Origin of the sequence: Geodermatophilus sp. YIM 151500, assembly GCF_025716945.1 — a bacterium.
GTDB lineage: Bacteria > Actinomycetota > Actinomycetes > Mycobacteriales > Geodermatophilaceae > YIM-151500.
In genome coordinates this window covers 118,896-144,901 of sequence record NZ_JAOVZT010000001.1, presented here as the reverse complement: position 1 = coordinate 144,901, position 26,006 = coordinate 118,896, and the positions used below count along the sequence as shown (strand labels likewise).

Genomic DNA, 26,006 nt, shown 5'->3' with positions numbered 1-26,006 from the left:
GGTCGCCCGAACGAGGAGGAGCCGCCATGGAGGGAGCCCGGCCGGTGCGCGCCCCGCGCGGCACCACGCGGACCGCCCGCAGCTGGCAGACCGAGGCGCCGCTGCGGATGCTGCAGAACAACCTCGATCCGGAGGTGGCCGAGCGCCCCGACGACCTGGTTGTCTACGGCGGCACGGGCCGGGCGGCCCGCGACTGGGCCAGTTTCGACGCCATGGTCGCGACGCTGACCACGCTCGCCGACGACGAGACGATGCTCGTGCAGTCCGGCCGGCCGGTCGGCGTGCTGCGCACGCACGAGTGGGCGCCGCGGGTGCTCATCGCCAACTCGAACCTGGTCGGCGACTGGGCCACCTGGCCGGAATTCCGCCGGCTCGAGCGGCTCGGCCTGACCATGTACGGCCAGATGACCGCCGGGTCGTGGATCTACATCGGCACCCAGGGGATCCTCCAGGGGACCTACGAGACCTTCGCGGCGGTCGCCGCGCAGCGGTTCGGCGGGTCGCTCGCCGGGACGCTGACGGTGACCGGCGGGTGCGGCGGCATGGGCGGCGCCCAGCCGCTGGCCGTCGTCCTCAACGGCGGCGTCTGCCTGGTCGTCGACGTGGACGCCGACCGGCTGCACCGCCGCGTCGCGCACCGGTACCTCGACGAGGTGGCCGGCGACCTGGCCGACGCGGTGACCCGCTGCCTGGCCGCGAAGAAGGGGCGGCGGGCGCTGTCGGTCGGGCTGGTCGGCAACTGCGCGGAGGTGCTGCCCGAGCTGCTGCGCCGGGGCGTCGACGTGGACGTCGTCACCGACCAGACCTCCGCGCACGACCCGCTGAGCTACCTGCCGCTCGGCGTGCCGGTGGCGGACTGGCGCGACTACGCCGAGGCCAAGCCGGAGGAGTTCACCACCCGGGCCCGCGAGTCGATGGCCCGCCACGTCGAGGCGATGGTCGGCTTCCTCGACGCCGGCGCGGAGGTGTTCGACTACGGCAACTCCATCCGCGACGAGGCCCGGCAGGGCGGCTACGAGCGGGCGTTCGCCTTCCCGGGGTTCGTGCCGGCCTACATCCGGCCGCTGTTCTGCCAGGGGAAGGGCCCGTTCCGGTGGGTGGCGCTGTCGGGCGACCCGGCCGACATCGCGGCCACCGACCGGGCCGTGCTCGAGCTCTTCCCCGACGACGACCACCTGCAGCGCTGGATCCGGGCGGCGCAGGACCGGGTGGCCTTCCAGGGTCTGCCCGCCCGGATCTGCTGGCTCGGCCAGGGTGAGCGCGACCGGGCCGGGCTGCGGTTCAACGAGCTGGTCGCCGCCGGCGGGATCAGCGCGCCGATCGTCATCGGCCGCGACCACCTCGACACCGGCTCGGTGGCCTCCCCGTACCGGGAGACCGAGGGCATGGCCGACGGGTCGGACGCCATCGCCGACTGGCCGCTGCTCAACGCCCTGGTCGGCACCGCCTCCGGGGCGACCTGGGTGTCGATCCACCACGGCGGCGGCGTCGGCATCGGCCGCTCGCTGCACGCCGGGCAGGTGACCGTCGCCGACGGCACCGATCTCGCCGCGGCCAGGCTCGAGCGGGTGCTGCGCAACGACCCGGCGACCGGCGTCCTGCGGCACGCCGACGCGGGCTACGACGAGGCGGCCCGGGTGGCCGCCGCGCACGGCCTGCGCGTCCCGATGCGCGAGCTCCCGTGACCGGCACCCCCGGCCGTGGGCGCCGGGCGGGGGGTGGGGCGTGAGCGCGTTCGAGGGCATGTGGGCCGCCCTCGCCGGCATCGGCCGCGACCCGTCGTCCGGCGGCTACCGCCGCTTCGCCTGGACCTCGGTCGACGGCGAACTGCGCGAGTGGTTCCGCGGTGAGGCGGCCCGCCGCGGCATGGCGCTGGAACCGGACCGGGCCGGCAACCTGTGGGCCTGGGCCGGCGACCCGGACGCCGACGGGCCGGGCCTGGCGCTGGGCAGCCACCTGGACTCCGTGCCGGACGGCGGCGCCTTCGACGGCCCGCTCGGCATCGTGTCGGCCTTCGCCGCGCTGGACGAGCTGCGGGCCCGCGGGCGGGCGCCGTCGCGGCCGGTCGCCGTGGTGTGCTTCGCCGACGAGGAGGGGGCGCGCTTCGGGGTCGCCTGCGCCGGGTCGCGGCTGCTCACCGGCGCCCTCGACGCCGACCGCGCCCGCGGGCTGACCGACGACGCCGGCACCTCCATGGCCGACGCGATGGCCCGGGCCGGGCACGATCCGGCGGCCGTGGGCCCCGATCCGGCGGCGCTGCGCCGCGTCGGCTCGCTCGTCGAACTGCACGTCGAGCAGGGGCGCGGCCTGGCGTCCGGGGGCGGCGCCCGGGTCGGGGTGGCCTCGGCGATCTGGCCGCACGGCCGCTGGCGGCTCGACCTGCGCGGCCGCGCCGACCACGCCGGCACGACCCGGCTGGCCGACCGCACCGACCCGACGCTGCCGATGGCCGCGGCGGTGCTGGAGGCGCGGGCGGCCGCCACCCGCCACCGGGCGCTGGCCACCGTGGGCCGGCTGCGGGTGCGGCCGAACGGGGTCAACGCGATCCCCTCGGAGGTCACCGCCTGGCTGGACGCCCGCGGCCCGGTCGAGGACGACGTCCGCGCGGTCGTCGCCGCCGTGGCCGCCGCGGCCGGCGCGGACCCGGCGGAGGAGTCGTGGACGCCGGCCACCCCGTTCGACCCGGCGTTGCGCGACCGGCTCGCCGCGCTCCTCGCCGGCGAGGACGGGCGCCCCGCGCCGGTGCTCGCGACCGGCGCCGGCCACGACGCGGGCATCCTCGCGGCCGCCGGCGTGCCGACCGCGATGCTGTTCGTCCGCAACCCGACCGGGATCTCGCACTCCCCGGAGGAGCACGCCGAACCGGCCGACTGCGCCGCCGGGGTGACCGCGCTCGCCGCGGTGGTCGAGGCCCTCGCGTGACCACGTACTGGTGCGAGCACGCCTGGCTGTCGGGCGGGGCGGCGGCGTCGGTGCGGGTGGCCGTGGCGGACGGGCGGATCAGCGGGGTGGCGGCCGGTGCCGCGCCCGCGCCCGGCGACGTCCGGCTGGGCGGGCTGGTGCTGCCCGGCCTGGCGAACGGGCACTCGCACGCCTTCCACCGCGCGCTGCGCGGCCGCACCCCCGGCGGAGGGAGCTTCTGGGCCTGGCGCGGGCAGATGTACGCCCTTGCCGGCCGGCTCACCCCGGACGACTACCTCGCCCTCGCCCGCGCGGTGTACGCGGAGATGGCGCTGGCCGGCACCACCTGCGTCGGCGAGTTCCACTACCTGCACCACGGCGCCGGCGGCACGCCCTACGCCGACCCGAACGCCATGGGCGAGGCCCTCGTGCAGGCCGCGGCGGAGGCCGGCGTCCGGCTGACCCTGCTCGACACCTGCTACCTCAGCGCCGGGCCCGGCGGCGGGGAGCTGGACCCCGTGCAGCAGCGGTTCTCCGACGGCGACCCCGACCGCTGGGCGGCACGGGTGGAACGCCTGCGGGAGCGCCCCGGTCTGCGGATCGGCGCCGCCGTCCACTCGGTGCGCGCCGTCCCGCGCGAGCACCTCACGACGGTCGCCGCTGCCGCCCGCGGCCGTCCGCTGCACGTGCACGTGTCCGAGCAGCCGGCCGAGAACGACACCTGCCGGTCGGTGCACGGCGCGACGCCGACGACGGTGCTGGCCGAGGAGGGGGTGCTCGGGCCCGGCACGACGGCGGTGCACGCGATCCACCTGACCGCGGACGACGTCGCCACGCTGGCCGGGTCGGGCACCGCGGTGTGCGCCTGCCCGAGCACCGAGGCCGACCTCGGCGACGGCATCGGGCCGTTCCGGCAGCTGGCCGACGCCGGGTGCGCGCTGCTGCTCGGCAGCGACTCGCACGCCGTCGTCGACCCGTTCGCCGAGGTGCGGTTGCTCGAGGGGCACGAGCGGCTGCGCAGCGGCGAGCGCGGCCGGTTCTCCGCGGCCGAGCTCGTCGCCGCGCTGACCGGCCACGACGCGCTCGGCTGGCCCGACGCCGGCCGGACCGAGGTCGGCGCGCGGGCCGACCTCGTCGCCGTGGACCTGGCGTCGCCGCGCACCGCGGGCACCGCGCCCGACCAGGCGGTCCTCGCCGCGGCCGCCTCCGACGTGCGCACCGTGGTCGTCGACGGCCGGGTGGTCGTCGACCAGGGCCGCCACCGCCTCGGCGACGTCGGAAGGCTGCTCGCCGAGGCCGTGGCACCGCTGTGGGCGGCCCGGTGAGCACGCTGGTCACCGGTATCGGCGAGCTGGTCACCGGCGAACCGGGCCGGGGCGACGGGCCGCTCGGCGTGCTCGCCGACGCGGCGCTGGTCGTCGCCGACGGGCGGGTGGCCTGGCTCGGGCCGGCCCGCTCCGCCCCGGACGCCGACCGCCGGGTCGACGTCGGTGGACGCGCGGTGCTGCCGGGGTTCGTCGACAGCCACACCCACCTGGTGTTCGCCGGCGACCGGTCGGCCGAGTTCGAGGCCCGGATGAGCGGCACCGCCTACGACGGCGGCGGCATCGGGTCCACGGTCGCCGCGACGCGGGCGGCGGGCGACGACCAGCTGCGCGGCCGGCTCGCCGCGCTGGTGGCCGAGGCCCGCGCGCAGGGCACCACCAGCCTGGAGGTCAAGAGCGGCTACGGCCTGACGGTCGAGGACGAGGCACGGGCGCTGCGGCTGGCCGGCGAGGTCACCGGCGAGACCACGTTCCTCGGCGCCCACGTCGTCCCGGCCGAGCACGCCGGCCGCCGCGACGACTACCTCCGCCTGGTCACCGGCCCGATGCTGGCCGCCTGCGCGCCGCTGGCCCGCTGGATCGACGTCTTCTGCGAGCCCGCGTCGCCGCACGCCTTCGACGGCGACGCGTCGCGGGCGGTCCTGGAGGCCGGCCGGGCGGCCGGGCTGGGCCTGCGCGTGCACGCCAACCAGCTGTCGGCCGGCCCCGGCGTCCGGCTCGCCGTCGAGCTGGGGGCCGCCAGCGCCGACCACTGCACCCACCTCACCGGCGCCGACGTCGACGCCCTGGCCGGCGGCACGACGGTGGCGACCCTGCTGCCGGGCGTCGAGTTCTCCACGCGGTCGCCGTACCCGGACGCGCGGCGCCTGCTGGACGCCGGGGTCACGGTGGCGCTGGCGACCGACTGCAACCCGGGCAGCTGCTTCACCTCGTCGATGCCGTTCTGCATCGCGGTCGCCGTCCGGGAGATGGGCATGACGCCCGCCGAGGCGGTGCTCGCGGCGACCGCCGGGGGCGCGGCGGCGCTGCGGCGCGACGACGTCGGGCAGCTGCGCCCGGGGGCGCGGGCCCACCTCACCGTGCTCGAGGCGCCGTCCTACCGGTACCTCGCCTACCGCCCGGGCGTGCCGCTGGCCCGGGTGCTGGACGTCTGACCGGGGTGGCGGCCCGGGCTACAGGGCCTTGAGGATGTCCTCGACCCGCTCCCGGGCGTCGCCGAAGAGCATCCGGCTGTTCTCCCGGAAGAACAGCGGGTTCTGCACGCCGGCGTACCCGGCCGCCATCGACCGCTTGAAGACGATCACGTGCTCGGCCTCCCACACGCGCAGCACCGGCATCCCGGCGATCGGGCTGCTCGGGTCGTCGACGGCGCTCGGGTTGACCGTGTCGTTCGCGCCGATGACGAGCACCACCGACGTCTTGGGGAAGTCGTCGTTGATCTCGTCCATCTCCAGCACGATGTCGTAGGGCACCTTCGCCTCGGCCAGCAGCACGTTCATGTGCCCGGGCAGCCGGCCGGCGACCGGGTGGATGCCGAAGCGCACCTCGATGCCCCGCTCGACCAGGTGGCGGGCCAGCTCGGCGACCGGGTACTGCGCCTGCGCCACGGCCATGCCGTAGCCGGGCGTGATGACCACCGAGGTCGCGTCGGCGAGCAGCTCGGCGGCCTCGTCGGCGCCGATCTCCCGGTGCTCGCCGTAGTCGGTGTCGCCGGAGGAGGCGGCCTCGATGCCGAAGCCACCGGCGATGACCGAGAGGAACGACCGGTTCATCGCCCGGCACATGATGTAGCTCAGGTAGGCACCGGAGGAGCCGACCAGGGCACCGGTGACGATCAGCAGGTCGTTGCCGAGGAGGAAGCCCGAGGCCGCCGCCGCCCAGCCGGAGTAGCTGTTGAGCATCGAGACGACCACCGGCATGTCGCCGCCGCCGATCGAGGCCACCAGGTGCCAGCCCAGCGCCAGGGCCAGCGCCGTGAGCACGGCCAGCACGGGCAGGTTCGGCTCGACGACGAACACCACGGTCAGCGCGGCGAAGGCCACCAGCGCGCCCAGGTTGAGCGCGTTCTTCCCGGGCAGCACCAGCGGCGCGGACTTCACCCGGGCCGACAGCTTCAGGAAGGCGACGACCGAGCCGGTGAAGGTCACCGCGCCGATGAAGACGCCGATCGCCACCTCCGCCGAGTGGATGCCCGCCTCCGCGCCGGTGAGCAGCGGACCGCCCTCGGCGGCCTCGACCGACAGGTAGCCGTTCCAGCCGACCAGGACGGCGGCCAGGCCGACGAAGCTGTGCAGGATGGCGATGAGCTCGGGCATGCCGGTCATGGCCACCCGCCGCGCCCGCCACAGCCCGATCCCGGCCCCGGCGACCACCGCGACGGCGACCAGCCCGGCGCCGGCCGGGTCGATGCCGCCGTCGGCGGCCAGGGCGATCGTCGCGGCCAGCGCGAGCGCCATGCCGGCGATGCCGTACGTGTTGCCGGCCTTGGCGCTCTCGTGCCGCGACAGGCCGGCCAGGCTGAGGATGAACAGCAGGGCGGCGACGATGTAGGCCGCGGCCGCAGCGCCGGTGACGGTCACGCGCCCCGCCCCCGCCCGGGTGCGTGCGCCGGGCCCTTGGCGAACATGCCCAGCATCCGCCGGGTCACCGCGAAGCCACCGAAGATGTTGATGCTGGCCACCAGCACCGCGACGAACGCCAGCGCGGTCACCACCGTGCTCCCGGTGCCGATCTGCAGCAGCGCGCCGACCACGATGATCCCGCTGATCGCGTTCGTCACCGACATCAGCGGGGTGTGCAGCGCGTGGTGCACCGCCCCGATGACGTAGAAGCCGACGACGATCGCCAGGGCGAACACCGTGACGTGCCCGATCAGCTCGCCGGGGGAGAAGGCCGTGACCAGGAACAGCGCCGCCGCGGCGGCCGCGACCAGCGCGGCGCGGCGGCCCGGCGGGGGCGGTGGTGGGGGCGGCGCCGGCTCGGCGGGTGGCCGCACCGCGGGGGCGGGGGCCGCCGAGACGGCCACCGGCGGCGGGGGCCACAGCACCTCGCCGCGGTGGACGACGGTCATCGAGCGCTGGACGACGTCGTCGAGGTCGAGCACCAGCTCGCCGTCCTTGCCCGGGGTGAGCAGCGTCAGCAGGTTGACCAGGTTCGTGGCGTACAGCTGCGAGGCCTGCGCCGGCAGCCGCCCGGCCAGGTCGGTGTAGCCGATGATCGACACCCCGTTGGCGGTGACGACGAGCTCGTCGGGCACCGACCCGGCGACGTTGCCGCCCTGCGCGGCCGCCATGTCGACGACCACGCTGCCCGACCGCATCGACGCGACCATCTCCTCGGTGATCAGCCGCGGCGCGGGCCGGCCCGGGATCAGCGCCGTGGTGATGACGATGTCGACGTCCGCCACCTGCTCGGCGTACATCTCGGCGGCCCGCCGGTTGAAGTCCTCGCTCATCTCGGTGGCGTAGCCGGTGCTGCTGCCCGCCTCCTGCTCGGGCGCCGGGACGGCGACGTACTCCCCGCCCAGCGAGCGCACCTGCTCGGCCACCTCGGGCCGGACGTCGGTGGCCCGCACGATCGCGCCGAGGCTGCTCGCCGCCCCGATGGCGGCCAGCCCGGCGACGCCGGCGCCGGCGACCAGCACCTTGGCCGGCGGCACCTTGCCGGCGGCGGTGACCTGGCCGGTGAAGAAGCGGCCGAAGGTGTGCGCCGCCTCGACCACCGCCCGGTAGCCGGCGATGTTGGCCATCGAGCTGAGCACGTCGAGCGACTGGGCGCGGGAGATGCGGGGGACGGCGTCCATCGCCAGCGCCGTGATCGGCCGCCGGGCGAGCGCCGCGACCAGGTCGGGGTCGAGCGCCGGCGCGAGCAGCCCGACCAGCGTCGCGCCGTCGCGCAGCAGGCCGATCTCCTCCGGCGTCGGGCCGTTGACCCGCAGGACGACGTCGGCGGCCCACGCCTCCGCGCAGCTGCCGACGCGCGCGCCGGCCTCGGCGTACGCCGCGTCGGGGAAGCTGCTGAGCGCCCCGGCCCCGGACTCGACGACCACGTCGTAGCCCAGCCGCGCCAGGCGCTCCACCGTGGCGGGGGTGGCGGCGACGCGCGTCTCGCGGGGCCGCGACTCGCGGGGGACCCCGATCAGCACGGCGACCCGACCCATGATGAGGACGACCCGAACGGCACGGCGCTCTCCTCCCGGCAGGACGGCTGCTCAGGAGGCGATCATGCCTGCTCGGCCGCGCCGGGTCAGCAGCGAGCCTCGTTCCGGGCGCGTGTCACGGGCTGCCGGCACGGCCGTCGCCGGGCCGGGGGTGGAGCCGGTCGAACACGTCGAGCAGCTCGGCCCGGACGGCCGGTGCCAGGGTCGGTGCCGGCAACGTGCCCAGCGCCGCCGTGGTCCGCCGGATCTGGTCGAGGTACCGGACGCAGGGGTCGCACAGCGCGAGGTGCGTGGCGACGGCCCGCTCCACCGGCGGCGGCAGCGCCCCCTCCAGGTAGTCGGTCACGAGCTCGACGAACTCCTGGCAGGCGACCTCGAACCAGGCGCCGTCGACGTCGGGCTCGACCCGGTCGGGCTGCTCAACCACCTGTGCTGCCTTCCCTGCTGCGGCCGCGGTACACCTCGTCCAGGCCGGCCCGCAGCCGGGCGCGTCCGCGGTGCAGCAGGATCCGCTGGTTGGCCGGGCTGATGCCGAGGCGCTCGCAGACCTCCTCCGACGTCAGGCCGTGGACGTCACGCAGCTCGACGACGGTGCGCTGCCGCACGGGCAGCTCGTCGAGGGCCGCGCGCAGCTGCCGTCGCACCTCGGCGGCCATGACGGCGTCCTCCGGCGGCGGCTGCCAGGCGACCGGCATGCCGTCCGGCGTCCAGTGGCAGGGGTAGGCGTCGTCCGTGCCGCGGAACCGCCGCGGATCGACCGTCGGCTCGGCTCCTGTCTCGCCGTCGTCGGACGGGAAGGCCGACGACCACGGCACCGTGCGCGCCTCCTGCCGGCCGCGCGTGCGCGAGCGGTTCTCCAGGATGCGGAAGACCCACGTCTTCAGCGACGACCGGCCCTCGAAGCGCCCGAGGGAGCGGATGACCGCGAGCCAGGTCTCCTGGACGACCTCCTCGGCCGTCGCCTGCGTCGAGACGTACAGCAGCGCCACCCGCAGCATCACCGGCGACCAGGCGTCCACGATCTCGGCGAAGGCGGCGCGGTCCCCGTTGCCCAGCCGTGCCAGCACCTCCACCTGCGCAGCACTGCCCCCGGGCTCGGCCGCGGCCAGGACGGCGGTCGGAGCCGCGCCCTCCTGCTCCGGTCGGTCGCGCATGCGCCTGCTCCCGGCGACGGCGGCACTGACCCGCCACAGTGTGGCCAGGGGCGCCCCGGCTGTCAGCTGCCGTCGTCCGCGTCGTCCGCGGGAGCCGTGCCGTCGTCACGGACCGTCAGCGGGCACGGGCGGTCCGCCGTCGCCATCCCGGTCGGGCCGCGCCGGGAGCGCCCGTCACCCGCCGGGTCGGAGGGTGGGCGTGGCCGCGGGACCGGCGCGACCGGGGTCTCAAGCGCACCACTAGTCAGCGCCAAGCCGGCCGGAAGCGGTCGGCGCCATCGTCGTCCTCACCCACCCGACGAGGAGGACCACGATGGCACAGCAGACCTACCCCACGCCGGCCTTCGGCCCGCCCGCCCCGCACCACGGCCCGGTCCCGCCCCGCGGCGCCACCTCGCCCTACGGTTCCCCGGCCACCTCGCCCTACGGTTCCCCGGCCACCCCTCCCTACGGCCCCCCGGCCGGCCCTCCCCACGGCCCCCAGGCAGGCGGCTCCGGACAGCAGCCGGCGCCGCGCCGGCGCACCGCGGCCGTCATCGGCGCCACCGTCGCCGCCGTCCTGGTGCTCGGCGGCCTCGTCGTCGGGGCGGTCCTGATCTTCGGCACCAAGGTGCTGGACACGGCCGACGCCGAACGCGAGATCGCGCGGCTGACGCAGCAGCAGGCCGGTGTCGCGCCGACCGACGTCTCCTGCCCGGCGGACATCGAGGCGGCGGCGGGTGCGACGTTCACCTGTTCGGGGCTGCTGGAGGGCCAGCCGGTCTCGTTCACCGTCAGGCAGACCGACGACGACGGCAGCGTCTTCGTCACCAGTGACAACAGCTTCGTCGACGTCGCCGTCGTCGAGGCGGCGCTGACCTCCGAGTGGACCGAGGTGGCCGGCGTCGACGTCGTCACCACCTGCGACACGGCGGGCCACTCCGTGCTCGTGGACGGCGTCGGCGCGCCGATCACCTGCACCGTGACCAACGCCATGGACGCCTCGGACAGCGTCGACGTCGTCGCGACCGTGGACGCGAACGGCTCGGTCTCGTACGAGGTGCTGTGAGCGGCGGCCCGACCGGGCGACCCACCGGCGGCGGTGGCACCGGACGACCCGGTGCCACCGCCGCCGCACGCCCGCCCGGCTGGAGGGCGCCGGGGTCGGGCCCGACGCCGGGGCGGCGAACCGCGGGTCACGCGGCGGCGAGCAGCACGGCGCCCCCCACGGCGGCGGCCACGCCGACGCCCTGCACGCGGCCCAGCCGCTCGGTGAGCACCAGGCGCGCCAGCAGCACGCTGACCACGCTGTCGAGCGAGCCGAGGACGCTGACCGTGGCCAGGTCGCCGGTGCCCAGGGCCAGCGCGAGGGCGACGTCACCGGCGGAGACCAGCACCGCGGTCAGCGCGAGCGGCGGGAGCGCGGCCCGCGGGACGGCGACCCGGCGCACCGGGCCGGCGAGGAGCACGGGCACGAGGACGAGCAACCCGCCCGCCTGCAGCCCGGCAGCGGTCCAGAGCGGGCTCGCGGCCGCTGCGCCCCCGCCCGCCCGTCCGGCCAGGTCGATGAGCACGAACGTCACCCCGAAGGCCGCCGCGGCCAGCAGCGCGCCGAGCACGGGCGGCAGCCTGGGCGCCCGCGCCCCCTCCTCCTCGGGGCACCCCGGCCGGCCCCCCGGGCACGGCGGGTTCGGCTCGTCGGCCGCGCTCCGCGAACGGGCCACCACGACGACGCCGGTGGCGGCGAGCGCGAGACCCGCCCAGCCCAGCGGGCCGGGCGCCGCGCCGGTGACCGCGCCGACCACGACCGGTACCGCGATGCCGCTGGCGGCCAGCGGGGCCACCACGGACACCTGCCCGCGGGCCAGCGCGCCGTAGTAGACCAGCAGTCCCGCGCCGGCGATCGCGCCCGCCGCCGAGCCGAGCGCCAACCCGGCCGCGGGCGGCCGGCCGGCAGCGGCGAGCGCGAGGGCGCCCGTGCCGGCGGCGCCGACGACGTGGCTCCACCAGGCGATCGCGATGGCCGGGACGCGCCGGGACGCCACGCCGGCGGTGACGTCGCTCGCCCCGTAGGCGATGCTCGCGCCGACGGCCAGCAGCGCCGCGATCACGGTTCAGGAGGGACCGTCGTCGTCATGGGTGCGTCGTCCCCCGGCCGGCCGGTTCGTTTCACCGCACGCCGGCCACCGCGGTAGGAGACTTCGTCAGAGCCAGGTGTTGAGGCGCACCGTGGTGCCCGCGGCGCTGCTGCGGACCTGCACCAGGTCGCAGAGCCGGTTGACCAGGTAGAGGCCGGTGGCCGGGGCGCCGGGCCCGGGTGGGCGCCGTCCGCCCAGCGGGTCGGTCATCTGCCCGCGGTCGGTGAACTCGACGACGGCCGCGTCGGGCTCCCGCCACATCGCGATCGAGCCGCGACCACCGCCGTGGCGGATGCTGTTGGTGGCCAGCTCCTCCGCCGCCACCTGCAGGTCCTCCACCTGCCGGTCGGGCAGGCCGCAGAACCGGGCGTACTGGCCGACGGTGTGCCGCACCGCGGCGACGTCGTCCGGGCCGAACTCGCCGCGGATGACCGCGTCGGTGGGCGGCGGCAACGGCAGGCGGGACCCGAAGCCCCCGGGATCCGCTGCGTCGATGCCGCCGTCGGCGGTGTGCACCGGCGCGGCGAAGGTGTCGCTGGACCCGCGGTCGGTCGGCGTCGACCAGAGCGGGTGGGTCAGCAGCGCGCCGTCCCGGACGGTGGCCGGGAGCAGCCGTTCGTCGTAGGGGCACAGCAGCTGCCACGGCGGCCCCGGCTGGAAGGTGCTGTTGAGCAGGGTCTCGTGCAGCAGGCACTCGACCAGCTCCTGGGACCGGCGGCCGACGAAGGTCGGCTCGCCGACCCCGCGCAGCCCGCGGCCGCCGGCGGCGTGCTCGGCGACCGCCTCCGACCACAGGGGGATGATGCGCGCCGGGTTGCGGCCGATCTCGACCATGTCGTGGAAGCTGACGGCTCCCGCGTCGTCGCCCAGCGCATCGCGCAGCAGGTCGATCTGCACCGGGGGCTCGACCACGATCACCGTCTCGTCGCGCTCGAGCCCCTCCCGCACGAACGCGAGGACGCCGGACAGGAAATCGGATTCGTCCCGGTACAGGAACGCTTCGTGCAGGAACTGGTCCGTGGGGCGGAGGGCGGCGACCGGTGCGGTCATCGGAGGCGGCTCCGGAGGTGGCGGGGAAGGCTCGCGAAGAGCGCCGCGGGCGGTGCGCGGACGGCGCCGGGCCCGGGCGGAGGTCGGATGCGAACCGCGCTGCTACGGCTCGGCGTCCGACCAGCCTATCGAGCACGGAGGCGGCCTGGAACCCCCGCGACGGTGACCGGGACCACTTCCCGCCGGAGGCGGGGAGCCTCCGGCGATCCCCCCTTCGGATGACGGAGCGCCCGGGCGGAGGACAGGTCACCCCTCGCGCGACCGAAGATCCCGTCAGCCGTCCGGGTGAAGGCCCGGGCACCGACCGATCCGCCGCGGAGGGAGGACCGTGACCGCAGCGCCCGGAGCACCGCTCGAGGAGTGCGTGCCGGCCGACATCGTCTCCTCCGTCTTCCACAGCGCCTCGGTGAGCGACTCGATGGCCATCCTCGTGGCCGAGACCGCCGGCGGGGACCCCCGGCTGTGCTGGGGCAACGAGGGTGCCGTAGGCCTGCTCGGCTACGCCCTCGAGGACCTGCGCCGGCTGCCGGTGCGGCAGCTGTTCCCGACGCTGCGCGGCGGTGAGCTCACCCTGCTGCTCCGTCGTGCGCGGTCGGCGCGGATGAGCCTGCCGGTCCGCACCGCCAGCGGCGCGCTGGTCGAGTCCGCCGTCGTCGCCAGCCCGTCGCCGTCCGGGCGGATGTGGACCCTGCGCGTGACCCCGGCCGAGGCGAACGCCTCGGAGCGGGCGCTGCGCGCGACCGCCGACGCGCACGAGCGCCGCTTCACCACGCTCACCGAGCGGTCGCCGGTCCCGACGCTGCTCTCCGAGCAGGGGATGCGGCTCTCCCACGTCAACGACGCGTTCTGCGGCCTGGTCGGGCTGCAGGCCGAGCAACTGCTCGGCACCGGCTGGATGGCCTGCGTCCACCCCGACGACCTCGACGAGCTGATCGAGCGGGTCGCCGACGCGCTCGAGGGGGACGACGCCGAGACCCGCACCCGGCTCGTGCGGGACGACGGCACCGTCCGGACGACGGTCATCCGCTTCGCGCACGTGTTCACCCCCGGCATCGGCGCGGGATTCGTCGGAACCATCGAGGACGTCACCGAACGGCTCGCCTTCGAGGAGCGGCTGGCCCACCAGGCCACCCACGACCCGCTGACCGGGCTGCCCAACCGCACCCGGCTCGCCGACCACGTCGCCGCCCGCTTCGTCCCCGGCGCCAGCGGCCTCGCCTGCCTGTTCCTCGACCTCGACAACTTCAAGGTCGTCAACGACTCGCTCGGCCACGCCGCCGGCGACGAGCTGCTGACCGAGGTGGCGGCGCGGCTGCGCGCGACCGTGCGCCCCGGTGACCTGGTCGCCCGGTTCGGCGGCGACGAGTTCGTCGTGATCTGCGAGGACGTGACCGAGCCGGACGCGGTCGCGCTGGCCGAGCGGATCGTCGGCGACCTCGCCCGGCCGGTGCGGCTCGGCGGGGTGGACATCCGGCCGCACGCCAGCGTCGGGGTCACCGTGCAGACCGCCGACCACGTGGCCGCGGAGGAGCTCGTCCGCGACTGCGACATCGCCATGTACCAGGCGAAGGCCGGCGGCAAGGCCCGGATCACCGTGCTGGACCAGCAGGGGCGGGCCGAGGCGCGCGACAAGCTGCGCCTGGTCGCGGACCTGCGCGACGCCATCGACCGGCGCGACATCGGCTTCTCCTACCAGCCCATCTTCGCCGTGCGCGGCGGCCGCCCGGTGGCGGTCGAGTCGCTGGCCCGCTGGACCCACCCCCAGCGGGGCCCGGTCAGCCCGGCGACCTTCGTGGCGCTGGCCGAGGAGAGCGGCCTCATCGGCGGACTGGGGGCGCTCGTGCTCGACGAGAGCTGCCGCCAGCTGGCCGAGTGGGACCGGCTGCTGGGTGCGGCCGCGCCCGCCCGCGTCAACGTCAACGTCTCGGCCCTCCAGCTGGACGAGCAGCTGCCCGAGGCGGTCGCCGCGACGCTGCACCGGCACGCGCTCGCTCCCGCCCGGCTGCAGGTCGAGATCACCGAGTCGGCGCTCATGAAGGACCCGCTGCTGGCCCGCCGGGTGCTCGACGAGCTGCGCGCGCTCGGCGCGGAGCTGGCCATCGACGACTTCGGCACCGGCTACTCGTCGCTGGCCTACCTGCGACACCTGCCGGTCGACTGCCTCAAGGTCGACCGCTCGTTCGTCGCGGAGCTGGCCGACGGGCACGCCGAGATCGCCACCGCGGTCATCGCGCTGGCCCGCAGCCTGGACCTGTGCACCGTCGCCGAGGGCGTGGAGACCGACGCCCAGGCCGCCGAGCTGGACCGGCTGGGCGTGGACTTCCTGCAGGGCTTCGCCCTCGCCCGCCCGATGGGCGGCGGGGACGCCGGGATCTTCTTCGCCGACCGGCTGGTGGCGGGATGACCGCTCCGCCCTTCCCCGCACCCGTCGACACCGCCGGAGGACCTCCCGTGCCCGTGACCAGCGCCCCGTCGTTCGACATCGAGCGGGTCCTGGCCAGCATCGACACGATGGCCGCGCAGAAGCCCGTCGCCGCGCAGGTCGTGTCGGCCGCCAACTCCGACGACGCCAGCGCCCGGGAGCTCTCGCGGATCCTGGCCTCCGACGTCGCGCTGGCCGGGCGGGTCATGAAGCTGGCGAACTCCGCCTACTTCGGCATGCGCGGGCGGGTGACCTCGCTGCAGTTCGCGGTGACCGTCGTCGGCTTCACGACGGTGCGCACGATGGCCACGGTGGCGCTGACCGACCTCGACGACGAGTCGCGGCTGCCCGAGGACTTCTGGACGGTCACCACCACCCTGGCGCTGACCGCCTCCACCCTGGCCACCCGGTTCGGCGAGCGCCCGGCGGACGCGCTGTGCCTCGGGCTGCTCGCCCAGCTCGGCGCCGCCCTGCTGCACCACGACGACCCCGAGGGTTACGGCGAGCTGGTCGCGGCCCAGCCGACCGCGGCCGGACGGCGCGCCGCCGAGGTGCGCCGGTACGGCATCTCCGCCGTCCGGCTCACCGCGGTGGCCCTGGAGACCTGGGGCTTCCCGCACAGCATGGTCGCGCCCATGCAGCGCATGGACGACCCGGCCTCGGTGGAGGGGGGCCTGCTGCGGGTGTGCTTCGAGGCCGCCGCCCGGCTCACCCAGCCCGGCTACGAGCCCCTGCCCATCGGACCGCTCTCCTGCGGCCGGCTGCGGGACGAGGATCTCCCGCCGGTGCTCTACCAGGTGCGCGCCGAGGCCGAGGAGCTCCGCCGGGCCATCCTCGGCGACTGAGAAAGGACCCACCTGCCCCCCGCCACTCGCACGCTCGCGGCGGGACCCTGCAGGTGGGCCGTCGTGCCTCGCTACCCGCCGGTGTAGGGGGCGCCCAGGGGGTCGACGGTCTCGTAGCCGCCGGTGACGGCCGCCAGTCGCGCGAGCGCGAAGTCGCCGTCGCCCAGCAGGTGGTCGATGGCCGTCAGCCGGCTCGTGTAGTGACCGATCGTGTACTCGGCGGTCATGCCGATGCCGCCGTGCAGCTGGATCGCCTCGTGACCGATGTGCCGGCCCGCCCGGCTCGTCTGCAGCCGGGCGCGGTCGGCGGCCCGGACGACGTCGCCCCCGGCGTCCTGCACCAGCGTCGCCCACAAGGCGGTGCTGCGGGCCAGCTCCAGCGACACGTACATGTCGGCGGTCCGGAAGGTCAGCGACTGGAACCGGGCCAGCGGGACGCCGAACTGCTTGCGCGTCCTCAGGTACTGCGCCGTGGTCCGCAGCGCGGTGTCCATCGCCCCGACCGCCTCGTGGCCGTAGGCGATCCGGGCCTCGGCCTGCGCCCGTTCCACCGCGGCCGTCCGGTCGGCGTCCGCGTCGTCGCCCAGCAGCTCGGCCGGCGTGCCGGTGAGCTCGATCCGTGCCGCCCGGCCCCCGTCGTGGGTGCGGTAGCCGGTGCGGGCCGGCCCCTCGGCGTCCGGGCGGACGAGGAACAGACCCGTGCCACCGCCGGGCAGCACCGCGCTGACGACCAGCAGGTCGGCGCGCGCCCCCTGCACGACCGGCTCCTTGACGCCGGCGAGCCGCCACCCGTCACCGTCGCGCGTGGCCCGCACGTCGCGGGCCGACGGCGACCACCGGGTTCCCGGCTCGGCGTGCGCGACGGCGGCCACGCAGCCGCCCTCGGCGATCGCCGCCAGCACCTCGCCGCGCTGCGCCGGGGTTCCCACGGCCGCGACCAGGCCACCGGCCAGCACGACGACCTCGACGAACGGCTCGGGCGCGAGGACCCGGCCGATCTCCTCGGCCACGATGGCCACCTCGACCGGGCCGGCGCCCATCCCGCCGTCGTCCTCGGCGAAGGGCAGGCCCAGGACGCCCATCTCGGCCAGCCGCGCCCAGGTCTTCTCGTCGAAGCCGGGCTCGGCCGCGGTGACCGTGCGCCGGTGCTCGCCGGTGTAGGCCCGGCCGAGCAGGCCGCTCACGGCCTCGCGCAGCGCGGCCTGTTCGTCGTCGTAGTCGAAGTCCACGCGTTCCTCACAACCCCAGGATCGAACCGGCGATGATGGTGCGCTGCACCTCGTTGGAGCCCCCGTAGATGGAGGCCTTGCGGTAGTTGAGGTACGACGGGGTGGCCACCCGCGCCCACTCGGGCACCTCGGAGCCCTCGCCGGCACCGGAGGCCACCGCCAGCGGCCCCGCGATGTCGACGACCAGCTCGGTCGCCGCCTGCTGCAGCTCGGTGCCGCGCAGCTTGAGCACCGACGACGCGGGGTGCGGCTTGCCGTCGGCGGAGTGCGCCACCACCCGCAGCGCGGTCAGCTCCAGCGCGAGCAGCTCGTTCTCCAGCTCGGCGATGCGGGCGGCCAGCAGCGGGTCCCGCGCCAGCGGCTCCCCATCGACCTCGACCTCGGCGGCGTGCCGCTTGGCCTGGGCCAGCAGCCGCTTGGTGTAGCCGACCGGTGCCACCCCGACCCGCTCGTTGCCCAGCAGGAACTTGGCGTAGTCCCAGCCCCGGTTCTCCTCGCCGACCAGGTTCTCGGCGGGCACCCGGACGTCCTCGAAGAAGACCTCGTTGACCTCGTGCCCGCCGTCGATGAGCTCGATCGGCCTCAGCGTGACGCCGGGGGCGTCCATCGGGACGAGCAGGAAGGAGATGCCGCGCTGCTTCTTCTCGGCCGTCGGGTCGGTGCGGACCAGGCAGAAGATCCAGTCGGCGTACTGCCCCAGCGTCGTCCAGGTCTTCTGCCCGTTGACCACCCAGTCGCCGCCGTCGCGGACGGCGCTGGTGCGCAGCGAGGCGAGGTCGGAGCCGGCGTCGGGCTCGGAGAAGCCCTGGCACCACCAGATGTCGAGGTTGGCCGTGGGCGGGAGGAACCGCTCCTTCTGCTCCTGCGACCCGAACGCCGCGATCACCGGGCCCACCATGCTGACGTTGAACGCCAGCGGCGGCGGCACGCAGGCCAGCTGCATCTCCTCGTGCCAGATGTGCCGCTGCAGCGGCGTCCAGCCACGGCCGCCCCACTCCCGCGGCCAGTGCGGCACGGCGAGGCCGGCGGCGTTGAGGACGCGCTGGGTCTCGACGTACTGGTCCCGGGTGAGGTGGCGCCGGGCCGCGACCGTGTCGCGGATCTCCTGCGGCACCTGCGTCGTGAAGAAGGTGCGCATCTCCTCCCGGAAGGCCGCCGTCTCCGGTGACAGCTGCAACCGCATCGGACCTCTTCCCCCGGCGGCGTCGTCCGGAGGGACGCGCCGCCGACTCGGTGTCGTACTCCGCGGACGATGCCACATCCGCTACTCGCCAGTAGCTACCGGCCGCGGACGTGTCCCGGCGACCCTCCGCCCGGGGCGGGCGTGACCTCGGCCCCGCCGCTCCCGGGGTGGTCCGGGGTGTGCGAGGAGGCTCACCTCCGCGCCGGTGGTTCGGGCGCCCACCGGCCGGCCAGCGCCTCGGTCAGGCGGTGCCGCCACCCGTCCAGCTCACCGAGGGGGAGGGCGGTCGAGTCGCGGGCGGTCTCGCACACCCGGTCGAGGAGCGCCAGCAGCCGGGTGTCCACCGACCCGCGCGGCGCCCGCCAGGCCAGCTCGCGGAGCAGCGCGGCCAGCCGCCGCAGGACGGCCGGCTGGCCGGGGGCGAACTGCAGCGGTTCCTCCAGCGCCAGATCGAGCAGTGCACCGGCGTCCCAGCGGGGGACGACCAGGCGCAGCACGCCGTCGTCGTCGTACCGCTCCACGGGGCGCAGCGGGTCCGCCAGCAGGTCGCCGAGCATGGCCGACAGGTGCGACAGCGCGTGCACCGCGGTCGTCGGGTCGTTGATGCCGGGGGAGAGGGCGCGGACGGCGATGTCGACGACCTTGCGCAGGCTGTACGCCACGTCGCGGTCGGTCGACCGCTCGAAGCCCAGCCGCGCCGCCCGCTGCACCGCCCGCACGACCTGCTCCCGCGCGCCGTCGCCGGCGGCGTGGTCCGTGGTGTCGTCGGCGGTGCCCCCCGCGGCGCCGTCCGTGGTGCCCGGCCACCACACGTGCGCCACGGGCACGCCCACGGTCACCGAGTCACCGATGCGCGCGGTCAGCTGCACGACGGCACCGGCCCGGGCGGCCGCGCCGACGAGGTCCGGCTCGTCGACGTCGGTGAGGAAGCCGCTGCCGGTGCTGCAGACGACGGTCGGGGGACCCTCCGGCAACGCGGACGCCGACGGGCCGGGCCGGGGACCGTCGTCCCCGGGCCGCTCGCGGGCGAGGACCTCGCGGGCCTCGTCGTGGACGTCGCGCAGCATGTCCTCCACCCGCAGCGACCGCGCCAGGTGGCCGAGGAAGTACACGAGCGCCGAGACGCTGGCCAGCGACAGCGCGTACGCGACGGTGATCGCCAGGCGCGGGACGAAGGCGCTCTCGCCCTCGGTGGCGCTCTCGGTCCGCACGGTGCGGAGCACCGTGAGGGCGTAGACGAAGGTCGCCACCAGCGTCGCCAGCGTCGCCTGGACGACGGGATCGCTGACGAAGGTCTGCAGCAGCCGGGGCGAGTACTGGCTGCTGGCCAGCTGGAGGCTGACCACGGTCAGCGAGAAGACCAGGCCGGTGACCGAGATGAGGGAGCCGGCGATCGCGGCCAGCAGGTCGCGCGCGGCGGACGGGCCGCCGCCGAAGACGAAGTCGAGCGGATGGCCGTCGGGGCCGACGAGGACGCCGTCGAGCTCGGGCAGGAGGATGCCCAGGCCCACCGCCGTGGCCACCGCGAGCAGCGGGATGGGCCAGAGGGCGCTGCGGATCCGGAGCCACAGGACCGGCGGGGTGCCGGGCCGGCCGGTCACGCCGGGCTGCCGGGCCGGCTGTGCACCCGCGCGGGCCGGCGTCCGCCGGTCGACCCCGGCGCAGCCGGCGGGGCGGCCGGCGGCGGGGGGCCGGCGTCGGCGGCGTCGCCCGGGACCGGGGCGGCAGCCGCCGCGGGCACGGGCGCGACCGACGCGTAGTCGTCCCGGTCGACGGGGACGACGGTGAGCCCCTGGTCGGTGGGCACCTCCACGGGCCCGTCGGCGGTGGCGAAGCGCACCTGCTCCGGCCCGGACAGCTCGGTGACCGTGAAGACGACCTGGGCGACCGCGCGCATCTGGTCGCCGCCCGCGACCCCGGTGAACTCCCGGCTGACCACCACCGTGACCGCGTCCGCGCCGGTGGCGGGCGGCTGGGGCACGAGGGGCTGGGGGAGCAGCGCCGTGCGCAGCCCCGCGGCCACCTCGGCGGGCGTCGGGCCGTCGGCCAGCAGCTCGAGCGCGGTCTCGCGGTCGACCCGGTCGGCCGGCCGCTGGACCGGCTCCAGCCGCGACCCGCGGACGAAGAACAGCGTCACCTCGGAACCCCCGGCCGCGCCGTCGGGTGCCGGCCGGGCGTCGGGCACGGCGCTGACCTGGATCTCCTCCGGGGCCTGCTCGGGGTCCACGCCGCAGCCGGCCGCCGCCAGCAGCAGCGCGAGCAGGACCCGCCGGCCCCCGGCCCGGCGCATCAGTCGGCCTCCACGACGAGCAGCCGGACGACGAACCGCGCGCCGCCCTGCGGGCTGTCCTCGACGGCGACCTCGCCGTGCATCAGCTGCAGGTGCCGCTGCACCAGCGACAGCCCCAGCCCGCTGCCCTCGGAGCTGACCCGGATGCTGCCGCTGCCGCGGGCGAACCGCTCGAAGACCCGGCTCCGCTCCTGGACGGGGATGCCCGGGCCGGCGTCGTCCACCACCACGCGGGCGTGCTCCCGGAGCCGGTCGACCGACACCCGGACCAGCCCGTCGCCGTGCTTGTCGGCGTTGTCCATCAGGTTGGCGATGACGCGTTCCAGGCGTCGCTTGTCGATCCGCACCCGCAGGTCCTCGGCCGCCGGAGCGACGTCGAGGTCGGCGGGGCTGGTCGCCGCCAGGTTGCGACGGGCGAGGCTGGCGCGCACGAGGTCGGCCAGGCACACCTCCTCGAGGGCGACGTCGGTGCTGCCGGCGTCGGCCCGGGAGATCTCCAGCAGGTCGGCGACCAGCCGCTCGAACGCCTCCACCTCCGACCGCAGCAGGTCGAGGCTCTCCCGGCCGTCGGGCGGCAGCGCGTCCCGGTAGCCGTCGACGAGGGCGGCCGCGTTGACCATGGTGGTCAGCGGGGTGCGCAGCTCGTGGCTGACGTCGGCGGCGAAGCGCGCATCGCTGCGCAGCCGCTCCTCCAGGGTGTCGGCGGTGCGGTTGAACGAGGTGGCCAGCGGCTCCAGCGACGGGTCCCCCCGCGGGTCGATGCGGGTCGCCAGCGCCCCGTCGGCGATCGCGGCCGCCGCTCCCGCCAGCCGGTCGAGGGGACGCAGCGCCGGCCGGGTCACCCACCAGCCGGCCAGCACCGAGACCGGGACCACCGTCAGCGCCGCGGCGGTGAGCACGATGCCCAGCACCCGGTAGGTGCTGTCGAGCTCCTCCAGCGAGTAGATCTCGAAGTACGCGGTGCCCGGCTGCGGCAGCGGGACGCCCACGGCGAGCATCGTGCTGCCGTCGGCGGTGATGCGCTGGCGGGCCGGTCCGCCGTCGACGACCCGCTCGCGCAGCTCCGCGGGCAGGTCGTCGCGCCCGATGCGCAGCGACGTGGTGCTCCACTCACCGCCGTACAGCAGCAGCGACGTCGACCCCGTCTCGCGGGCGAGCTGGGAGAGCAGCTGGGCCGGGGCGACACCGCCGGCCAGGCCGCGCTCGACCTGGGCGGCGTTGGCCGTGGTCTGCACGAGCGTGGCGCGCTCCCGCTGCACCAGCAGGTACTGGGACACCGTCACCCAGACCCCGGTGACCAGCACGGTGGTCAGCGCGAGCATGACCGCCGTGAAGGCGAACGTGGCCCGTCCGCGGAGCGTGTGCGGCCGCAGACCGCGCAACCGCCGGCGGACCCGGTGGGCGCCCCGCGCGGGCCGGGCGGCCGCCCGGGCCGCCCGGGCCGGCACGGGCGCGCCGCCGCCCGGCGGCGGGGCCACCGGGGCGGACACCGCCGCCGGCGGCGCCCCCGGCGGCCGGACGGTGCTGCTCACGGCGCCTCCTCGCGGTCCCCGCGCGCGGGACCCGCTCCCGGCCCGTCGGTCCCGTCGGGGGCACCGTGCCCCTGCGCGATCCCGCTCACGCCGGTATCCGGTACCCCATCCCCCGGACGGTGGTCACCACGGTGGGGTTGCTGGGGTCGGCCTCCACCTTCTTCCGCAGCCGCCGCACGTGGACGTCGACCAGCCGGGAGTCGCCGAAGTAGTCGTAACCCCACACCCGCTCGAGCAGCTCCTCCCGGCTGAGCACCCGGCCGGACTCGAGGGCGAGCTCGGTCAGCAGCTTGAACTCCGTGCGGGTGAGCTCCACGGCTTCGCCGCCGCGGGTCACGGTGCCCTCCTCGGGTGCGATCTCGATGTCGCCGACGGTGATCCGCTGCCGCAGGCCGGTGCCCCGGGACCGGCGCACGAGCGCGCGGATCCGGGCCGAGAGCTCCTTGGCGACGAAGGGCTTGGTGACGTAGTCGTCGGCGCCCGCCTCCAGCCCGGCCACGACGTCGTGGCTGTCGGCGCGGGCGGTCACCATGATCACCGGTGTGTCGGACGTGCGGCGGATCCGCCGGCACACCTCGAAGCCGTCGACGCCGGGCAGCATGAGGTCGAGCAGGATGACGTCGAACCGGCGCTCGCCCAGCCGCTCCAGCCCCTCCTCGCCGGACCCGGCCTCCTGCACGTCGAGGCCCTCGCTGCGCAGCGCCATCGCGACGATCCGCCGGATGCGGACGTCGTCCTCGATGATCAGGACCGACTGGGGCACGTCGAGAAGTGTGCCCATGCCTCACCTCCCGTACCACTGCTGCGGCGTCGGTGCCGCACCGATCGGGTGGCGGCGTCCCCGCTGCGCAGCAGCCCGTGCCGGTGGGCCCCGGTCACCGGGGGCACGGATGCCCGGGGCGGTCCGGTGCGGAGCGCACCACCAGGTCGCCGACGGCGCCGGCGGGTGCGGAACGCAGCGCGTCGAGCGCGGCCACGCCGTCGGGGTCGGTGCCGCCCACTCCGGCGAGGTCGAGGACGATCCGCCGGTGGCCGAGGCGGCGCAGCGTCTCCACGGTGCCGCGCAGCAGGTCGGCGCCCTGCACCGTGAGGTGGCCCGTGGCCCGGACGCCGCCGCCGCGGGTGTCGACCACCGCGGTGAGCAACGGCCGGTCGCCGGCTCTCGGCACCGCCGCCTCCTCCGCGGCGGGCGGCGGGACCGGGGGGCGGCGGCGCCGGTCCGGGCCCGGGCGACGCCGCGCGGCGGTCAGCGGGACGACGACGGCGGGGGGCGCGTCCCGGGTCGGCCTGCGCATCGGTGGTGCCTCCCGTCGTCGCGCCCGTCCGTGTCCGCCGGGTGGCGGCGGGTCTCCACCCTGGCAGGGCCGGTGTGCGGCGCCGAGGCCCCACGCGGAAAGGTCACGGTCATGTCACACGCTCGTCAGCCCGAAGCGGCACCGGCGTCGACGGCACCGGCGGTGCCCGGCCGTCCGGACGTCCGGCCCGCCCCCCGTCGCCCCGCCGGCCCGCTGGCCGGCCTGCGCGTGGTCGAGCTCGGCGGCATCGGCCCCGGTCCGCACGCCGCCATGGTGCTGGCCGACCTGGGCGCCGACGTCGTCCGCGTGGAGCGCCCCGCCGGCGGGCTGCAGGTCGGGGCGGCCGACCGCGACCTCGTGCTGCGCGGGCGCCGCTCGGTGGCCGCCGACGTCAAGGAGCCCGGCGGCCTCGCCTCGGTGCTCGACCTGGTCGCGAGCGCCGACGTGCTGCTGGAGGTCTTCCGCCCCGGGGTGGCCGAGCGGCTCGGCCTGGGACCGGACGCCTGCCTGGCCCGGCAGCCGCGGCTGGTCTACGCGCGGATGACCGGCTGGGGGCAGACCGGGCCCTGGGCGACGCGGGCAGGGCACGACCTCAACTACCTGGGGCTGACCGGCACCCTGCACGCGCTCGGCCGCGCCGGCGGCCCGCCGACCTTCCCGGCCAACCTGGTCGCCGACTACGGCGGCGGGTCGATGCTGGTGCTGGTCGGCATCCTCGCCGCCCTGGTCGAGCGGGAGCGCTCCGGCCGCGGCCAGGTCGTCGACGCGGCCATGGTCGACGGGGTGAGCCTGCTGTCGCAGCCGATGTGGTCGCTGCGCGCCCAGGGCGCGTGGTCGGCCGAGCGCGGCACCAACCTGCTCGACGGCGGAGCGCCGTTCTACGACGTCTACCCCTGCGCGGACGGCCGGTACGTGGCCGTGGGCGCCCTGGAACCGCAGTTCTACGCGGCGCTGCTCGACGGGCTCGGGCTGTCCTCCGCGGAGCTGCCCGAGCAGCAGGACCGCGCCGGCTGGCCCCGGCTGCGGGAGGCCTTCACGACGACGTTCGCCGCCCGGCCGCGTGACGAGTGGGCGGCGGTCTTCGACGGCGTCGACGCGTGCGTGACGCCGGTGCTCGAACCGGACGAGGTCGCCGGGCACCCGCACCTGGCGGCGCGGGGGACGCTGCTGGCCGTCGACGGCGACGTGCAGGCCGCGCCCGCGCCCCGGTTCTCCCGCACGCCCGCCGGGCCGCCGGAACCGCCGGGACCGCGCGGCGGCGAGGTCCGGGCGGTGCTGGAGGAGTGGCTGCGCGAGGACCGCGAGCGGGGCTGAGGAGGACACCATGCGCAGAACCCTGTACGGGGCCGACCACGAGGCCTTCCGCGAGACGGTGCGCACCTTCGTGGCCAAGGAGGTGCTGCCGCACGACGCCGAGTGGGAGCGCGCGGGCATCGTGCCGCGCGGGCTGTTCGCCGCCGCGGGTGCGCAGGGGCTGCTCGGCATGGCGGCGCCCGAGGAGTTCGGGGGCGGCGGGACGCCCGACTTCCGCTTCAACGCCGTCCTCACCGAGGAGGTGGTGCGGGCCGGCGTCGTCGGCGCCGGCAACGGGCTGTGCCTGGTCAACGACGTCTGCCTGCCGTACCTCCTGGACCTGGCCACCGCCGAGCAGCGCGCCCGGTGGCTTCCGGGCGTCGTGTCCGGCGAGCTCGTGCCGGCGATCGCGATGACCGAGCCGGGTGCCGGGTCCGACCTCGCGGCGATCACGACGACCGCCGTCCGGGACGGCGACTGCTACGTGGTGAACGGCGCCAAGACCTTCATCACCAACGGCATCAACGCCGACCTGGTGATCACGGCGGTGACGACCGACCCGGCGCGGCGGCACGAGGGCATGAGCCTGCTGGTCCTCGAGCGCGGCATGCCCGGGTTCACGCGGGGTCGGAACCTGGCCAAGCTCGGGCAGCACGCCCAGGACACGGCCGAGCTGTCCTTCGCCGACGTCCGGGTGCCGGTCGGCAACCTGCTCGGCGAGGAGGGCCGCGGCTTCGCCCACCTGGTCGACCGGCTGCCCCAGGAGCGGCTGGGCATCGCGGTGGCGGCGGTCGCCGGGGCGGGGCGGGCCCTGGCGCTCACCCTCGAGCACGTGCGGACCCGGACCGCGTTCGGCCGGCCGGTCGGCTCCTTCCAGAACACCCGCTTCCGGCTGGCCGAGATCGCCACCGAGGTCGACGTCGCCCAGCACTACGTCGACGACTGCGTCCGCGCGCTGGCCGCCGGGGAGCTGACCGCGGTCGACGCGGCGAAGGCCAAGTGGTGGTCCAGCGAGTTGCAGGGCCGGGTCGTCGACACCTGCCTGCAGCTGCACGGCGGCTACGGCTACATGACGGAGTACCCGATCGCCCGGGCGTGGGCGGATGCCCGGGTCACCCGCATCTACGGCGGCACCACGGAGATCATGAAGGAGGTCGTCGGGCGCGACCTCGGGTTGTGAGCGCCGCTCCGCGGATCGCCGGCCGCGGGTC

The 26,006-nt window shown here is 76.3% G+C and carries 22 protein-coding genes; 9 read left to right on the top strand and 13 right to left on the bottom strand.

Features of this window, described 5'->3' with window-relative positions:
- Positions 1–26: 26 nt before the first annotated feature.
- Genes hutU through hutI form a run of 4 tightly spaced genes read left to right on the top strand, consistent with a single transcriptional unit; the run spans position 27 to position 5,380 of the window.
- Positions 27–1,685, top strand: coding sequence for a urocanate hydratase (gene hutU / locus OF117_RS00640; RefSeq protein WP_263550850.1), 1,659 nt, complete (start codon positions 27–29; stop codon positions 1,683–1,685).
- A gap of 40 nt (positions 1,686–1,725) precedes the next feature.
- Positions 1,726–2,922 (top strand): allantoate amidohydrolase, encoded by a 1,197-nt coding sequence (locus OF117_RS00635; protein WP_263550849.1) that lies wholly within the window; start codon positions 1,726–1,728, stop codon positions 2,920–2,922.
- The gene (locus OF117_RS00630; protein ID WP_263550848.1) at positions 2,919–4,226 is read left to right on the top strand and encodes a formimidoylglutamate deiminase; all 1,308 of its coding nucleotides are present in this window, start codon (positions 2,919–2,921) and stop codon (positions 4,224–4,226) included. Before OF117_RS00635 ends, OF117_RS00630 begins: the two co-directional genes overlap by 4 nt.
- Complete coding sequence (gene hutI, locus OF117_RS00625; protein ID WP_263550847.1) at positions 4,223–5,380, top strand: imidazolonepropionase; 1,158 nt, start codon at positions 4,223–4,225, stop codon at positions 5,378–5,380. The genes OF117_RS00630 and hutI overlap by 4 nt, the downstream gene beginning before the upstream one ends.
- 18 nt (positions 5,381–5,398) lie before the next feature.
- Here hutI and pntB read toward each other — a convergent pair whose 3' ends face one another.
- The 4 genes from pntB to OF117_RS00605 all read right to left on the bottom strand — a co-directional run bounded on the left by pntB (position 5,399) and on the right by OF117_RS00605 (position 9,539).
- Positions 5,399–6,805 (bottom strand): Re/Si-specific NAD(P)(+) transhydrogenase subunit beta, encoded by a 1,407-nt coding sequence (gene pntB, locus OF117_RS00620; RefSeq protein WP_263550846.1) that lies wholly within the window; start codon positions 6,803–6,805, stop codon positions 5,399–5,401.
- Entirely contained in the window at positions 6,802–8,370 is a 1,569-nt protein-coding gene (locus OF117_RS00615; protein WP_263550845.1) for a Re/Si-specific NAD(P)(+) transhydrogenase subunit alpha, read from the bottom strand. The genes pntB and OF117_RS00615 overlap by 4 nt, the downstream gene beginning before the upstream one ends.
- Before the next feature lie 130 nt (positions 8,371–8,500).
- The gene (locus tag OF117_RS00610; protein ID WP_263550844.1) at positions 8,501–8,812 is read right to left on the bottom strand and encodes an anti-sigma factor family protein; all 312 of its coding nucleotides are present in this window, start codon (positions 8,810–8,812) and stop codon (positions 8,501–8,503) included.
- Entirely contained in the window at positions 8,805–9,539 is a 735-nt protein-coding gene (locus tag OF117_RS00605; protein WP_263550843.1) for an RNA polymerase sigma factor, read from the bottom strand. The genes OF117_RS00610 and OF117_RS00605 overlap by 8 nt, the downstream gene beginning before the upstream one ends.
- Positions 9,540–9,852: 313 nt before the next feature.
- On the opposite strand from OF117_RS00605, the gene OF117_RS00600 reads away from it, so the two are divergent.
- Complete coding sequence (locus OF117_RS00600) at positions 9,853–10,587, top strand: DUF4333 domain-containing protein (RefSeq protein WP_263550842.1); 735 nt, start codon at positions 9,853–9,855, stop codon at positions 10,585–10,587.
- 127 nt (positions 10,588–10,714) lie between these two features.
- Here the strand turns inward: OF117_RS00600 and OF117_RS00595 are convergent, their stop codons facing one another.
- Positions 10,715–11,629 (bottom strand): EamA family transporter, encoded by a 915-nt coding sequence (locus OF117_RS00595; protein ID WP_263550841.1) that lies wholly within the window; start codon positions 11,627–11,629, stop codon positions 10,715–10,717.
- A 93-nt stretch (positions 11,630–11,722) separates the two neighbouring features.
- Positions 11,723–12,706, bottom strand: a complete 984-nt coding sequence (locus OF117_RS00590; protein WP_263550840.1) for a sensor histidine kinase — start codon at positions 12,704–12,706, stop codon at positions 11,723–11,725.
- Positions 12,707–13,034: 328 nt separating this feature from the next.
- Here OF117_RS00590 and OF117_RS00585 point away from each other — a divergent pair, with 328 nt between their 5' ends.
- Together OF117_RS00585 and OF117_RS00580 are read left to right on the top strand one after the other, a co-directional pair.
- Positions 13,035–15,110, top strand: coding sequence for a putative bifunctional diguanylate cyclase/phosphodiesterase (locus tag OF117_RS00585; RefSeq protein ID WP_263550839.1), 2,076 nt, complete (start codon positions 13,035–13,037; stop codon positions 15,108–15,110).
- A gap of 47 nt (positions 15,111–15,157) precedes the next feature.
- Entirely contained in the window at positions 15,158–15,973 is an 816-nt protein-coding gene (locus OF117_RS00580; RefSeq protein WP_263550838.1) for an HDOD domain-containing protein, read from the top strand.
- A 71-nt stretch (positions 15,974–16,044) separates the two neighbouring features.
- Here the strand turns inward: OF117_RS00580 and OF117_RS00575 are convergent, their stop codons facing one another.
- The 7 genes from OF117_RS00575 to OF117_RS00545 all read right to left on the bottom strand — a co-directional run bounded on the left by OF117_RS00575 (position 16,045) and on the right by OF117_RS00545 (position 23,376).
- The gene (locus tag OF117_RS00575; RefSeq protein WP_263550837.1) at positions 16,045–17,202 is read right to left on the bottom strand and encodes an acyl-CoA dehydrogenase family protein; all 1,158 of its coding nucleotides are present in this window, start codon (positions 17,200–17,202) and stop codon (positions 16,045–16,047) included.
- Between the two features lie 7 nt (positions 17,203–17,209).
- Positions 17,210–18,385, bottom strand: coding sequence for an acyl-CoA dehydrogenase family protein (locus OF117_RS00570; protein ID WP_263550836.1), 1,176 nt, complete (start codon positions 18,383–18,385; stop codon positions 17,210–17,212).
- Between the two features lie 191 nt (positions 18,386–18,576).
- Complete coding sequence (locus OF117_RS00565) at positions 18,577–19,986, bottom strand: DUF2254 domain-containing protein (RefSeq protein ID WP_263550835.1); 1,410 nt, start codon at positions 19,984–19,986, stop codon at positions 18,577–18,579.
- Positions 19,983–20,675: a GerMN domain-containing protein gene (locus OF117_RS00560; RefSeq protein ID WP_263550834.1), complete on the bottom strand. Its 693-nt coding sequence runs from the start codon at positions 20,673–20,675 to the stop codon at positions 19,983–19,985. The genes OF117_RS00565 and OF117_RS00560 overlap by 4 nt, the downstream gene beginning before the upstream one ends.
- Positions 20,675–22,207 carry a sensor histidine kinase gene (locus OF117_RS00555; protein WP_263550833.1) on the bottom strand — a complete coding sequence of 511 codons (1,533 nt, stop codon included), beginning with the start codon at positions 22,205–22,207 and terminating at the stop codon, positions 20,675–20,677. Before OF117_RS00555 ends, OF117_RS00560 begins: the two co-directional genes overlap by 1 nt.
- Positions 22,208–22,292: 85 nt before the next feature.
- The gene (locus OF117_RS00550) at positions 22,293–22,970 is read right to left on the bottom strand and encodes a response regulator transcription factor (protein WP_318014202.1); all 678 of its coding nucleotides are present in this window, start codon (positions 22,968–22,970) and stop codon (positions 22,293–22,295) included.
- 112 nt (positions 22,971–23,082) lie between these two features.
- On the bottom strand, positions 23,083–23,376 hold the full coding sequence (locus OF117_RS00545) for a hypothetical protein (protein ID WP_263550831.1): 294 nt from the start codon (positions 23,374–23,376) through the stop codon (positions 23,083–23,085).
- 237 nt (positions 23,377–23,613) lie between these two features.
- Between OF117_RS00545 and OF117_RS00540 the strand changes: the two genes are divergently transcribed.
- Both OF117_RS00540 and OF117_RS00535 read left to right on the top strand, forming a co-directional pair.
- Positions 23,614–24,816, top strand: coding sequence for a CaiB/BaiF CoA transferase family protein (locus tag OF117_RS00540; RefSeq protein WP_263550830.1), 1,203 nt, complete (start codon positions 23,614–23,616; stop codon positions 24,814–24,816).
- Between the two features lie 10 nt (positions 24,817–24,826).
- Entirely contained in the window at positions 24,827–25,975 is a 1,149-nt protein-coding gene (locus OF117_RS00535) for an acyl-CoA dehydrogenase family protein (RefSeq protein ID WP_263550829.1), read from the top strand.
- Positions 25,976–26,006 lie beyond the last annotated feature (31 nt).

Coding starts and splice junctions, on each gene's coding strand:
- OF117_RS00535 (WP_263550829.1), top strand. CDS start 24,827: ATGCGCAGAACCCTGTACGGGGCCGACCACGAGGCCTTCCGCGAGACG.
- hutU (WP_263550850.1), top strand. CDS start 27: ATGGAGGGAGCCCGGCCGGTGCGCGCCCCGCGCGGCACCACGCGGACC.
- OF117_RS00590 (WP_263550840.1), bottom strand. CDS start 12,706: ATGACCGCACCGGTCGCCGCCCTCCGCCCCACGGACCAGTTCCTGCAC.
- OF117_RS00540 (WP_263550830.1), top strand. CDS start 23,614: ATGTCACACGCTCGTCAGCCCGAAGCGGCACCGGCGTCGACGGCACCG.
- OF117_RS00570 (WP_263550836.1), bottom strand. CDS start 18,385: ATGCGGTTGCAGCTGTCACCGGAGACGGCGGCCTTCCGGGAGGAGATG.
- OF117_RS00560 (WP_263550834.1), bottom strand. CDS start 20,675: ATGCGCCGGGCCGGGGGCCGGCGGGTCCTGCTCGCGCTGCTGCTGGCG.
- OF117_RS00605 (WP_263550843.1), bottom strand. CDS start 9,539: ATGCGCGACCGACCGGAGCAGGAGGGCGCGGCTCCGACCGCCGTCCTG.
- OF117_RS00600 (WP_263550842.1), top strand. CDS start 9,853: ATGGCACAGCAGACCTACCCCACGCCGGCCTTCGGCCCGCCCGCCCCG.